The organism is Syntrophomonas sp. UBA1041, assembly GCF_002316705.1.
Lineage (GTDB): Bacteria > Bacillota > Syntrophomonadia > Syntrophomonadales > Syntrophomonadaceae > DTU019.
The window spans coordinates 9,484-22,133 of the sequence record NZ_DCEA01000069.1 but is presented as its reverse complement, the minus strand read 5'-3'; the positions used below and the strand labels follow the sequence as shown (position 1 = coordinate 22,133).

Sequence of the window (12,650 nt, the reverse complement as noted above, 5' to 3'; positions counted from 1 at the left end):
CAGGTGGCAGGGATCGTGGTAGGTGACCCGCCATTTCCGGTCGATCTTGACATCAACTTGAATATCTAGAACATCAACCAGGAAAACGGTTAGATCCATAACCCGGGCTGCGAATGCAGCGCCATCCTCCTGGTAGGAGGTGCCTTCCAGCACAAACTTCAGGTTCTTCTTGGAAAGGGTGGCCGAACAGGAACCGCAGTCAGTGACGATATAATCCACATTGAGTTTTTCAAACAGTTTGAGGTTGTGTATGGTCAATTGTCGGGCCACATCCATTTTGCCATTGGCAATATGAGGCAGGCCGCAGCATTTCAGGCCTTCAGGGATAAAAACCTCACAGCCGTTGCGGCTCAAGACGTTCACCGCTGCCTGAGCGATCTCGGGATTTAGAAAATCCGTGCCACAGCCCAGGAAATATCCCACCCGGTATCTGCTTTCACCCTGGGCCGGGGTGTATGCCGAAAGCTGACTGCGGGCCGAGTGGGGCGGAATATTATCCAGTATCTTTTCAGCATCTTTCAAGTCGCCCGGCAAGAGCCGGGTCAAACCGATATTGCGGGCCAGCTTCTGCAGCCCCAGCCGCTGGGCCAGACTGGCCACTTTAATAGACTGCTTCATCATCTCCGGTTTGGTCCAGAAGTTCCCGAACAAGAAGTCCTTGCCGCGGTTGGGGTTTTTATCGTTCAAATAGGCGCGTGCGGCCGCATTTAATTCATGTACATCGATGCCGGAGGGGCAATTTGCCGAACAGGTCTCACACATCAGGCACTGCCCCAGCTTCTCATAGACCTCGGGGCTGGGCTCGACCTTGCCGTCACGCAGCATCTGCACCATAAAGACGTGTCCACGCGGGGCGGCGCTCTCTATACCTATTTCACCAAACACCGGGCAAAGCTCCCGGCATTTGCCGCAGCGCACACATTTCATAATCTGTTCTTTTACTGGCGGCAGTTCTTTAAATTCCATATTAATCCTTCCTTCTAAATCTGGTCCTTGGCTTTAGAACAGCTTGCCAGGATTCATAATGCCTTTGGGATCGAAGGCGGCTTTTACCTTTTTCATATAATCAACCGCCGGGCCGTGTTCAAGCACCGCATAACCGCGTCGGGCGGCACCAACCCCGTGCTCGCCGGTAGTGGACCCGTTCATCTCTATGGCCAGCAGATGGATTTCATCTACCAGCTTTTTTACCAGTTCCACTTCTTCCGGGTTTTCAGGATTAATAACCGGAGCACAGTGCACATTGCCGTCTCCGATGTGGCCGTAATTAACCACTTGTATTCCGTATTTTTCACCCAGGGCACGGATGGCCCGCAGGACGTCGGCTACTTTTGATATAGGGACACTAATATCTTCTCCCGCAAAAATCCGGCTGCCGTCAGCTCTTACCCGGGCCGCGGCGGTGGCGGTGATACTGCGGCCTTCCCATAACTCCGCCATGCGTTTCTTTTCAGTGGACCATTCCACCTGGCGCGCCCGGCGGCCGGCCACTTCTTTTATAATCTGGCCTTCATATTCCACCCCGGGCGGGTTGCCGTCCACTTCAAACAGCAGTATGGCTTCGGCCTCAGGCAAGTTGATGTGCGGTTTGAAATCGTTTACCGCCTTGATGGCAGAACCGTCCAGTATCTCTATCCCCGAAGGCAAAACTCCGGCTTGATACACTTCCAATACGGTGGCCGGGGCGTCATCTAAATGGTCGAACACCGCCATGGCAATGCCCCGCGCTTTGGGACGGGGGAAACAGCGCAGGCGAATCTGGGTGACAATCCCCAGAACCCCTTCAGAACCGACCATCAATTTGGTAAGGTTTAAACCCGAAACATTTTTGATGCAGCGGGCCTGCTGACCACCGGTTATGATTACATCACCGGTGGGGGTGACCACTTCCAATCCCAGAACATAGGGCTCAGTGGTCCAATACTTGACGGCTCGCAGACCGGAGGCGTTATTGGCCACCATGCCGCCGATGGTACACATTTTGCTGCTGCCCGGATCGGGCGGAAAGAACAGATTAAATTTGGCCAATTCGTCATTCAGGTCAGCATGTATAACCCCGGGGCGAACCACTACCTGCATGTTGTTCACATCGATCTCCACAATCTCTCTCCAGCGGGAAAGATCTATTACAATGCCGCCTTCGACGGCTACACACCCTCCGGTTTCGCCGGTACCGGCCCCGCGGGGGATGATATTGACATCATTCTCATAAGCCAAACGCACCACTTTTTGCACCTCTGCAGTCGATGCCGGCAGGACTACGGCTGTGGGCGTCACCGGTTGCAGTTTGGTGAGAAAGGAACTGTCGTAAGAATAATACATTAAATCCAGGTCATCGATCAGCACTTTATCCCGACCCAGCATTTTAACCAATTCTTTCTTGATATCGGCGTTATTCATATATTTCCTCCTAAAGCGGCATCACCTGATGTCGAATTTCCAGCCTATTATATCATAAAGGACACCCCTTAAGGGTCACTTTTTGGCCTCAAGACAATTTGAACGGTCATGTATACAATGACGATTCACCGGTGTTTTGGGCACTGACAATCAGGGCTAGACATCCTTACTTGATTTTCCTGATATAGAAGCATAAACTAATACCTATACATACCGGCTTTAACGGTAAATTCGGAAGGCGGCAGACTTCCGGCTGAAGGATGGTGGATCGTTTTGAAGCATCGCTTGGCTTATGGCAAAGAATGGCTGGAAGTTGATATTCCAGACCAAAATCTAGCAGCCATTCTGAAACCGGGATCCAGTAAGGAAACGCCGGCAAATGTCCAAGACAATAATACTATAATCCGTCAGGCCTTGAACCATCCCGTAGGCAGCCAGACCATCGGGGAAATAATCAAGCGCAAATCAGCCCGGAGCGCAGTTGTGATTGTAAACGATATCACCCGGCCCACCCCGTACCGGTGGATGCTGCCCCCGCTGTTGGAAGCCATCGAAGCGGGGGGGATACCCCCGGAGCAAATCAAGCTGGTCATCGCCCTGGGTATTCACCGGCCCCATACCCGTGAAGAAAACCGGCAGATATTCGGCACAGATATCTGTGCCCGCTACCAGGTGATAAATCATGATTGTGACGGCAACTTATCCAGCCTGGGCCGGTTGTCAAACGGCTGGGATCTGCTTATAAACCGCGATGTGGCCGAAGCCGACTTGCTGATCTCAACCGGTGTGGTGGAACTGCATTATTTTGCGGGCTGGTCCGGCGGGCGCAAGTCAATTCTCCCCGGGGTAGCGGCCCGTTCGCTTATCGAGGCCAATCATCGCATGATGGACGATCCCCGGGCCTGCCTGGGCAATTATACTGATAATCCAGTCAACGATCTGATGCTGGAAGCTGCCCGGACAGCAGGGCTGGACTTCATCCTGAACGTAGTGACGGCTGGAAAAGAGGAGATCATATACGCAGCTGCCGGAGATGTCTATCAAGCCTGGCTGGAGGCGGTCAAATACGCCGAGGCCGGCAATCTGGTTCATATAGAGAAGCCCGTCGATGTGGTCATCGCTTCCTGCGGGGGCTTTCCCAAGGACATAAACGTATACCAGTCCCAGAAGGCCCTGGATGCGGCGGTTCAGGCGGTCAAACCGGGCGGCACCATCATCTGGGTGGCGGAATGCCGGGAAGGAATGGGTGAAGATACCTTTGCTGAATGGATTGCCGACGCGGGGTGCCCGGAGGACATTGAAAAGCGTTTTTTTGAAGGTTTTGAGCTGGGTGGGCATAAAGCTTTTGCCATCTGCCGTATCCTGAAAAAGGCGGATATCCTCATGGTAAGCAGCTTGCCTGGCGATATGGTCAAGGCCATGTTCGTCACCCCCTGTCCTGATTTGTCTCAAGCCCTGAATATGGCCCGGCAAAAACACGGCCCCGGCATGTCGGTAATTATTATGCCACAGGCGCCGCGCATTGCGGTCAGGCAGGCCGGGCAAGCATAAATCCCCGGTCAAACCAATAAAATATTAATAAAGATGCCGCCCGTATGGGGACTGGCACCAACTCAAAGGGGAATACGATGCATCAGGATATTCGCGATATTATACCCGCTGACCATGTAAAGTACGATGAACCCATGTCTCTGCACACCACCTTTCAAATCGGAGGTCCGGCTGATATTCTGGTGATCCCCTCCACAGCGGAGGAGATCATAAATGTTTTGCGATATTGCCGGGAGCAGAAACTACCACTATTCGTATTCGGACTGGGGAGCAATATCCTGGTCCGCGACAAAGGCATACGCGGGGTGGTCATGAAACTGGGCCAAGGGTTAAAAACCATCCGCATTCAGGACCGGCAGGTGTACGCGGAGGCGGGGGTACAGATAGCCGAGCTTTGCCGGGTGGTGGCTCGAGAGGGCTTAAGCGGTCTGGAGTTCGCCGAAGGCATACCGGGCAGTTTGGGCGGGGCCGTGGTGATGAATGCCGGCGCATATAATGGTGAAATGAAAGATGTACTCACCTCGGTAAGGGCGGTAGATCTCAATGGAACGCGCTATGACTTTGATGCAGAACAGCTGCAGTTGGGCTATCGCAGCAGTATATTGCAGGCGGGGGAATATATCGTGCTATCCGCTGCATTAAAACTCAAACCGGCCGACCCGGAGGCCATTCAAGCCACCATGAGGGACTATGCCCAGCGCCGCAGCGATAAGCAGCCCCTGGATCTCCCCAGCGCGGGCAGCACCTTTAAAAGACCCAGCGGTTATTTTGTAGGGCCGCTTTTGGAGCAGCTGGGACTAAAAGGATTCCAGATCGGCGGCGCCCAGGTGTCCACCAAACATGCCGGCTTTATCGTCAATACCGGCAATGCCAGGGCTGCTGATGTATTGGATTTGATCGAACATATTCAAGAAACCGCCAGGGGTAGTCTGGGCATCGATTTGCATCCTGAAGTTAAACTGGTGGGCGAAGAATAAACCGAGGCAAGATTGATAGCGGAACGGCGATGAATTCATCGCCCTTTTAACTTTGCGGGGTCGATTGCCATGCAGGTGCTGTTGTGTGCCATCAATGCTAAATATATCCATTCCAATTTGGCGGTCCTGTATTTGCGTCAGGCCGCCCTGAGGGCAGGCTTTGACAGCGTAATCCGCGAATTCAGCATCAATGAACCGATCGGCTATATCCTTTCCGAATTGCATCGACACCGCCCCGATGTGGTGGCTTTTTCCTGCTATATCTGGAACATAGAAATGGTTTTGAAGCTCAGCGACGATATCAAAAAAATCAACCCGCAATGTGCGGTCATTTTAGGCGGGCCGGAAGTCAGCTTTTGCGCTGAGGAGATCCAGGCCGCTCATCCTAGCGTCGACTATGTGATCAGCGGGGAAGGGGAGGCGGTGTGGCCGCTGTTGCTAGCTGCTTTGCAGCAGGGCGAGATTCATCCCCGCCTGCCCGGAGTCGCTTTCCGGGTGGGACAAATCCCGGTAAGCCAGGATTCATCACCGCTGGTGGCTCCCCTGGATGAGCTGCCTTACCCTTATGAAGGCATGGATCAGATCCAGAAGCAGATCCTCTATTACGAAAGCTCCCGGGGCTGCCCGTTTAAATGCAGTTATTGTATTTCTTCCCTGCAAAGCGGGGTGCGTTTCATGTCCCTGCATAGGGTAAAGACTGATTTAGAGCATATGAATGCCCTTAAACCCTTGGAAATCAAGTTTGTCGACCGCACCTTCAATTGTGATCAGACCCGGGCCCAGACCATTATGGAATTCATAACGGGGTTGCCCGGACAAACCCGCTACCATATGGAAATCTCCCCCCAGCTGCTCAATGAATCCTTTTTAAATTATTTGGAAAAACTCCCCCAACAGCGCTTTGCTTTTGAAATCGGGGTGCAGTCCACCCACGGCCCGACCCTGAAAGCGATAAACCGGCCGGGGGACTGGGACAAAATCTCAACTTATATTCGGCGCCTGCGCCGGGCAGACAATATCCACCTGCATCTGGATCTGATCGCCGGACTTCCTGAAGAAAGCTACTCCACTTTCAAGACCGCGTTTAATCAGGTTTATAAATTAAAACCGCATCACCTGCAGCTGGGTTTTCTTAAGATGCTCCCTGGAACCAGGATGCGCCTGGAGGCTGAAAACGGCCACTACCAGTTTCAGAGCCATCCCCCTTATGAGGTTTTATCTTCAAGCTGGCTATCTTATGAAGAAATGGTCTTACTGCATCACATCGAAGACGTCCTGGAAAAATACTATAATGCGGGTCTGGCCCAAGCAACACTGGAGGAAATCATTACCCGCCGTTATGATAACGATGCCTTCAGTTTTTGGGAAGATCTGGCCGCTTACTGGTATCAAGAGGGCCATTATGGGATTGGGGTGAGTCCGGCGGAGCGCTACGGCATAATCAAACGGTTTCTGGACCGTGAGTACCCTGAATCAAGAGAACAACATCATGATTGGCTCAAATTTGACTTATTAAGGGACCGTCTATCTTTTAACCTGCCCGCCGGCTTTCACAGCAGCCCCGATGGTTCGGAAACCCTGAACAAATTACTTAAACAAAGCGGCTTCATCGAACAATACCTGCCGGAATTCGAAGGGCAATCGATTCGCGAGATTAAAAAGCGGGCCATATTGGAGCATTTTAAATACCTGCCCCAAAGCCGGGAGACTGCGCCCCATCCCGGGCTGCTGCTTTTCGTATATCCGGAAAAAGGCCAGCCCGCCCGCAGAGTAGAGGAGGTCGGCCTGGCGGAGTGAATTCAGAGTAATGATTTATACTTTACGGCGCGATTATCCAGGGGAACTGAAGAATCGCTTCGCATAACCTGCCAAGCGCCATGTATACAGTGTTTTTCCATGGCAGCCCCTTGACTATGACGGCTTTTGGTTTAGTCTATATAAATAGGATTATATAGGATTACAAAAGTAAATTTGGGAGGCAGTTATGACAAAAAAAACCCGTGTAGCCATCGTAGGATATGGAAATATCGGCCGCTATGCCGTGGAAACCCTAAAATGCACCCCTGATATGGAACTGGCCGGAGTAGTGCGCAGATCCTCTTCTCTGAACGAACCCGCACCGCCAGAACTGGCGGACGTACCGGTGGTGGACAACATCACCAAACTTGACGGGGTCAAGGTCGCCCTGCTGTGCACCCCCACCAGATCAGTGCCCGAATACGCCCCGGACATTCTGAAGCTGGGCATCAATACCGTGGACAGCTATGACATCCATGGCCAATTAGCCGGCCTGCGCCGGGAATTGGACGCCGTAGCCAAAGCCCATGGCACAGTAGCGGTGGTCTCAGCAGGCTGGGATCCGGGGTCTGATTCTATGGTGCGCTGTATGTTTGAATTTATGGCGCCTAAAGGCATAACCTACACCAATTTCGGGCCGGGAATGAGCATGGGCCACTCGGTGGCGGTGAAATCAGTTCCCGGGGTAGAAAACGCCCTGTCCATGACCATTCCTCTTGGAACCGGGGTGCACCGCCGCATGGTTTATGTACAGACCTCGGTAGGTCAGGACTTTGAGACTATTAAACAGGTCATCAAAAACGATCCATATTTTATTAAAGACGAAACTCATGTTTTCCAGGTTGATGATGTCGATCAGCTCATCGATATGGGCCATGGGGTGGAAATGGAGCGCAAAGGCGTCTCCGGCCAGTCTCATAATCAGTTGCTGAAACTGGAGATGCACATCAATAATCCGGCCCTGACCGCACAGATCATGGTGGCTTCAGCCCGGGCCACATTGAAGCAGAACCCGGGCGCCTATACCATGATTCAGATACCCATTATCGACTATATGTACGGTGATGAAGAAGAGATCATCAGCCGCTTCATATAAATATACCAGGCCTCATCCACAGGGGGGCGATATGCCGGGGGAATTGTTGTCTCATTGGCTCATGGCTACCTGGCCTCAGTAAAGTCCAATTTATGAAATGCATAAAAAGCCGGGCTTAAAGGCCCCGGCTTTTTCGCTGTTTATCTAAAATATACCCTGTTCTGTTATAATATTGCTAGTATTTTACATGAAAAGAGATATTGGTTTTGCACGACGATTCAGATCAGCCCTCCATAATCCCGGATGACACGGATGAAGAATACGGCAGATTTCGGCAGCGCTCGCCTCTGTTAAGAGTGATAGCTGCCTTGGTAGTGATAGGATTTCTGCTTCTGGCCCTGCCCAATATTTCCCGACTCCTGGATTCAAATCCCCGGCTTAGCCAGGACCCGGCCTTAAACCGGGATCCGGTCGCATCGGCGGCCCGTCCGGCCATTGTGTCCATAGAGGCGCAGACTCAGGATGGCTTGGGGATCACGGTAAAAAGGGGAACCGGCTTCAACATCAGTGAAGATGGACTGATCATCACCAACCAGCATGTGGTATCCGGGGCTGCTGTGGTGAGCGTCGTTTTTATCGACGGCAAAAAATACTTTAGCAAAGACTGGGTGCAGGTCGGGGATACCGATCTGGCGGTGGTGGACATTGAGGCTCAGAACCTGCCCTGCTTAAGGCTAAACTACAGCGCTCCGCAAGCAGACCAGGCCGTGGTTGTAATCGGAAATCCTTTGAACATGGAACGACTGATCCAAAAGGGCGCCATAAGCGATGTCAGCATTCCGGCTAAAGGCAAAGGCCTCGCCTATATCGAGATTCTCGTCACCGCGGCTCCCGGACTAAGCGGCAGTCCGGTAATTGATGGATCAGGCCAGGTAATAGCGGTGGTTTATGCCGCCAGAAAACATGATCAGTCCGGTCAGAATACCACTGCGCTGGCCATACCGCTCAGTGCGGTGCAAGACGATTTGCACCAGGCCCTGCTCCAGCTGCGATAAGCTTAACCGCCTATGGTTTATCGCGAATGACGGTTACTGAAGTGGAGTCAAACATGGCGAAAACCTCGTCGCCTTTATTAAGATTCATATCTTTGGCGGCATTGGCGGTGATGGTGGCGGTTACCAACTGGTCTCCGATATCAATCTGAACTTCTGTCATATCCTGGCCTTGTTTTACAGTCATTATTTTTCCCACCAGTTTATTGGCATCACTCATGCGCATAAATAATAGCTCCTTTTTGTCTTTAGTTTTGATTAGTATGTGCAAATCGAAAAGAAACCAACAAACACCTTGAGCTACTTGTCAACAGAGGGCAGGAAAGGTATATAAGCTAATGTTTATCTCGTATTATATTGTTATATAAGCTATTCTGTCGTTTTAAGCCTATTATTATAAATATATGTTTAAATAAGTTCTGACTTAATATTTCTGTCAATCCGACCCGCTGCCAATCGTGTTGTGATAACTTCACCCCAGTTTGCGGACAATATGGTAAACTGCAGATAGTGTTTGTGTTGACAGGATTTTCCCTGGTTTAAACTGGATTTTCGGGTGATAATTTTGCATATCAAAACTGCCTATTGGGCCGGACTTAAACGTTCTTATACAGTTGTCAAATTGTTTGTCGATATCTTTTGGGCATTTTACTCGCTGCGCTTCAAGAAAATTGTTCACAGACCGGAATGGGTGGAGGAACAGCGGCGGCTTTTATACGCTTCTCAGGCTCGTTACTTCAGAGTAACCGCAGTCGAATTGGGAGGACTGTTGATTAAGCTGGGGCAATTCCTCAGCACCAGGGTCGATATCCTTCCTCAAGCTTCGATTCAGGAATTGGCCGGCCTTCAGGATGAGGTGGCCGAGGTGCCTTTTGAAGAAATACGTATCCAGGCTGAAAGTGAATTAAAACAGCCCCTGAACTCTGTTTTCGCACACTTCGACCCACAACCCCTGGCATCAGCGTCTCTGGGACAGGTTCATACCGCCTTCCTGGCGGACGGCAGAAAAGCCGCGGTTAAAATTCAGCGCCCCGGCATCGATGAACTGGTTGAAATCGATTTGAAATCCATCCGCAAAGTAGTGGAATTTATTAAAAGATTCACGGAGTGGCAGCGATTTATCGATTTAGACGCTATTTACGAGGAATTTGCCGAAACCCTCAGAGCAGAACTGGATTATATACAGGAAGGGCACAACGCTGAAACCGTTGCCGCCAACAGTAAAGAAGATCATCTTTTTGCGGCTCCGGCCATCTACTGGGAATATACTTCCCGGCGGATTTTAACCATGGAATTCATGGAAGGCATTAAAATCACCGAACATGCGCAGATTGCTGCGGCGGGGTTGGACCGCAAGAAGATTGCGGCCCAGTTGCTGGGCATTTATGTACGCCAGATATTAATCGACGGCTTTTATCATGCCGACCCTCATCCCGGCAACCTCTTTGTTACTCCCGGCGGAGTAGTTGTCATGGTCGATTTTGGAATGGTCGGTACGGTATCGGGTGAAATGCGTCCTCTATTGGTGGAACTGGTTTTGGCCATCACCCGGCGCGACTATTTTGCGGTGGTCGAGCAGCTAAAAAGACTGGGATTTTTGCGTCGTGATACAGACAATATGCTCCTGGTTCGAGCGGTATCCATATTTCTGGAGCATACCCTGGGAAGCGGGCAGGAAATCAATCAAACCGATCTGCAGGATTTCCTCAAGGATTTGGAACGCCTGCTTTACGAACAGCCTTTTCAGATTCCGGCCCGCTTTACCTTCCTGGGCCGGGCATTGGGTACATTGTACGGCATTTGCGTAGATTTGGATCCCGATATAAACTTTGTTGAAGTATCACGTCCTTATGTCGATAAATTCCTGGGCAGTGAGAATACGGTTTATACCATTGCCTTCGACAAGGCCCGGGGCCTGGCCAAAGCAATGATTGATATTCCCGGTTTGCTGGAACGTGTGCTTATCAAAGCGGAGCGCGGTGACCTGCATATTAAAATGGACGCCCCCGATTTTAAAGAGAGCATGGCAGAGAATACCCGGGCTATGATTTCCCTGGGATGGGCTCTGGTTTTTGGTTTTATATTGCTGGCTTCTACTTATTTACTCACTCAGCAGTATCTATGGGAGGCCCGCATAGGAGCCGGGCTGTCTTTGCTGTCTCTGTTCTTCATGATCTTAAGCCGGCGCAAACCGGGTAGGCGAAAGGCCCCGCACCCGCCTATTCTGGTTCGCCGCGGCCCGGAATAAGGAGGAGGGCGATGTCAGAGAGATTTGTTCCCGAAGAACTGCAGAGATTATCAAAAGGAAAGATTGCCAGGCTGCCGCCTTGTGTACAATTGCTTCAAGGTAATCCCTTAGAGGTGGACGCAGGCCAAAAAGTGACCCATCTCTTCCCGGTCTCAGAACAGTTTACTAATGCGGTGGGCTCTATGCAGGGCGGCTTTATTACCGCCGCCTTCGACAATGTGTTTGGCCATCTGGGCTACATGATTTCCGCAGGCAGACAGATCGCTACCCTGGATATCAATACTACTTTTATCCGCCCCGTATTCCCCGGAGATCAGCTGCGGATAACCGTACACCTCAAGCATTGCGGCAAAACCGTAGCATATATGGAAGGGGAGGCCGTAAATTCTGAAGGCCATACCATTGCCTGCGCCCAGACCCATATAATTTTTTTAAATGAATAAATCAGTTTATTATTACTGTTTATTCAAGACGACCCCAGGCTTGGAATAGTAATTATCATATCATTTCGTTGAGTTAAGCGAAATGATTGTCAATTTTAAGATAATTTCCTCATGTCTAGGGCCATAAACATATATTTAGTAGTTTCATAGCTTATTTAGCGGAATTTTAGTTTTCTTCTAAACATTTGTTAGGCATATGGTTAAAGTACTTTGACATATGGCTGCTTTAAAGAAAACTACATATTTAAGAGGTGCTGTGCAATAACTGTGGAAACTATAAATACATGCTGATGAAAACTGCCTGCCCAGTACAAGTGAGGAGGATGTAATATGCTTTTTGAACCTATTAAAATCCACAACCTGATGATTAAAAACCGCATCGTTATGCCGGGATTTCATTTGAACTACGCCCAGGAGGGAGCCGTCACCGAAAAACTGATCAATTTCTATGAGGCCCGTTCCAAAGGTGGAACCGGACTGATAATGATTGGCGGGGCTGCGATTGAACCCAACGGGGTTTTCGCGGGTTGGATTTCTATGCATGAAGACGGTCTTATACCGGGACATAAGCGCTTGACCGATGCGGTGAAATCCCATGGCGCCCGGATCGGCCTGCAATTGTTGCAGCAAGGCCGCTACTCGGCCGGTTTTACTGAAGGAAAAGACGTTTTTGCACCTTCGGCGGTGCGCTCGCGAATGACCGGGTGTATACCCCGGGAGTTGACCCGGGAAGAGATTCAAAAAGTGATAATGGATTTCGGCGCTGCCGCCAGGCGCGCACGGGAAGCCGGCTATGACCTGGTCGAAATCAGTAGCTCAGCGGGATATATCATCAATCAATTTCTGTCGCCTTTTACCAATCTGCGCCAGGATGAATATGGAGGTTCCCTGCCGAATAGGATGCGTTTTGGCCTGGAGGTCATCGCCGAGGTACGCCGTCAGGTGGGCCCGGATTATCCAATCAGTGTGCGTCTGGGTGGCCAGGATTATATAGAAGGGGGGGCCACCTGGCAGGATGTGCAGGTCTTTGCGAAAGAGCTGGAAAAAGCCAGCGTAAACCTCTTCAATGTTACCGGGGGATGGCATGAAACCGCCATCCCGCAGTTGAACGGAGATGTCCCGGCCGGTGCTTACAGCTATTTAGCG

11 protein-coding genes are annotated in these 12,650 nt (G+C 50.9%); 8 read left to right on the top strand and 3 right to left on the bottom strand.

Going from position 1 to position 12,650, the window contains the following annotated elements; all coding sequences use genetic code 11:
• Positions 1-966 (bottom strand): (Fe-S)-binding protein (locus B2633_RS10505; protein WP_483170588.1); only part of this gene is annotated, 966 nt, incomplete at its 3' end.
• A gap of 33 nt (positions 967-999) precedes the next feature.
• On the bottom strand, positions 1,000-2,400 hold the full coding sequence (locus B2633_RS10500; protein ID WP_483170587.1) for an FAD-binding oxidoreductase: 1,401 nt from the start codon (positions 2,398-2,400) through the stop codon (positions 1,000-1,002).
• Between the two features lie 273 nt (positions 2,401-2,673).
• Between B2633_RS10500 and larAH6 the strand changes: the two genes are divergently transcribed.
• The 5 genes from larAH6 (at position 2,674) to B2633_RS10475 (ending at position 8,816) form a co-directional block, all read left to right on the top strand.
• Positions 2,674-3,951, top strand: coding sequence for a nickel-dependent malate racemase, LarAH6 family (gene larAH6 / locus B2633_RS10495; RefSeq protein WP_483170586.1), 1,278 nt, complete (start codon positions 2,674-2,676; stop codon positions 3,949-3,951).
• Positions 3,952-4,028: 77 nt separating this feature from the next.
• Positions 4,029-4,928: a UDP-N-acetylmuramate dehydrogenase gene (gene murB, locus B2633_RS10490; RefSeq protein ID WP_483170585.1), complete on the top strand. Its 900-nt coding sequence runs from the start codon at positions 4,029-4,031 to the stop codon at positions 4,926-4,928.
• Between the two features lie 69 nt (positions 4,929-4,997).
• Positions 4,998-6,725 (top strand): B12-binding domain-containing radical SAM protein, encoded by a 1,728-nt coding sequence (locus B2633_RS10485; RefSeq protein WP_483170583.1) that lies wholly within the window; start codon positions 4,998-5,000, stop codon positions 6,723-6,725.
• A gap of 187 nt (positions 6,726-6,912) precedes the next feature.
• A complete protein-coding gene (locus tag B2633_RS10480; RefSeq protein WP_483170582.1) occupies positions 6,913-7,821 on the top strand; it encodes a diaminopimelate dehydrogenase in 909 nt (302 codons plus the stop codon).
• 206 nt (positions 7,822-8,027) lie between these two features.
• Positions 8,028-8,816 carry a trypsin-like peptidase domain-containing protein gene (locus B2633_RS10475; RefSeq protein ID WP_483170581.1) on the top strand — a complete coding sequence of 263 codons (789 nt, stop codon included), beginning with the start codon at positions 8,028-8,030 and terminating at the stop codon, positions 8,814-8,816.
• A gap of 10 nt (positions 8,817-8,826) precedes the next feature.
• Here the strand turns inward: B2633_RS10475 and B2633_RS10470 are convergent, their stop codons facing one another.
• The gene (locus B2633_RS10470) at positions 8,827-9,039 is read right to left on the bottom strand and encodes a TOBE domain-containing protein (protein ID WP_481039021.1); all 213 of its coding nucleotides are present in this window, start codon (positions 9,037-9,039) and stop codon (positions 8,827-8,829) included.
• Between the two features lie 330 nt (positions 9,040-9,369).
• On the opposite strand from B2633_RS10470, the gene B2633_RS10465 reads away from it, so the two are divergent.
• The 3 genes from B2633_RS10465 to B2633_RS10455 all read left to right on the top strand — a co-directional run.
• Positions 9,370-11,061 (top strand): ABC1 kinase family protein, encoded by a 1,692-nt coding sequence (locus tag B2633_RS10465; RefSeq protein ID WP_483170580.1) that lies wholly within the window; start codon positions 9,370-9,372, stop codon positions 11,059-11,061.
• 11 nt (positions 11,062-11,072) lie between these two features.
• The gene (locus B2633_RS10460; RefSeq protein WP_483170579.1) at positions 11,073-11,504 is read left to right on the top strand and encodes a PaaI family thioesterase; all 432 of its coding nucleotides are present in this window, start codon (positions 11,073-11,075) and stop codon (positions 11,502-11,504) included.
• Positions 11,505-11,834: 330 nt separating this feature from the next.
• Positions 11,835-12,650 (top strand): NADH:flavin oxidoreductase (locus B2633_RS10455; RefSeq protein ID WP_483170578.1); only part of this gene is annotated, 816 nt, incomplete at its 3' end.

Excerpts from the sequence above, each read along its gene's own strand:
- B2633_RS10500 (WP_483170587.1), bottom strand. The coding sequence starts at position 2,400 with ATGAATAACGCCGATATCAAGAAAGAATTGGTTAAAATGCTGGGTCGG.
- murB (WP_483170585.1), top strand. The coding sequence starts at position 4,029 with ATGCATCAGGATATTCGCGATATTATACCCGCTGACCATGTAAAGTAC.
- B2633_RS10485 (WP_483170583.1), top strand. The coding sequence starts at position 4,998 with ATGCAGGTGCTGTTGTGTGCCATCAATGCTAAATATATCCATTCCAAT.
- B2633_RS10480 (WP_483170582.1), top strand. The coding sequence starts at position 6,913 with ATGACAAAAAAAACCCGTGTAGCCATCGTAGGATATGGAAATATCGGC.
- B2633_RS10470 (WP_481039021.1), bottom strand. The coding sequence starts at position 9,039 with ATGCGCATGAGTGATGCCAATAAACTGGTGGGAAAAATAATGACTGTA.
- B2633_RS10460 (WP_483170579.1), top strand. The coding sequence starts at position 11,073 with ATGTCAGAGAGATTTGTTCCCGAAGAACTGCAGAGATTATCAAAAGGA.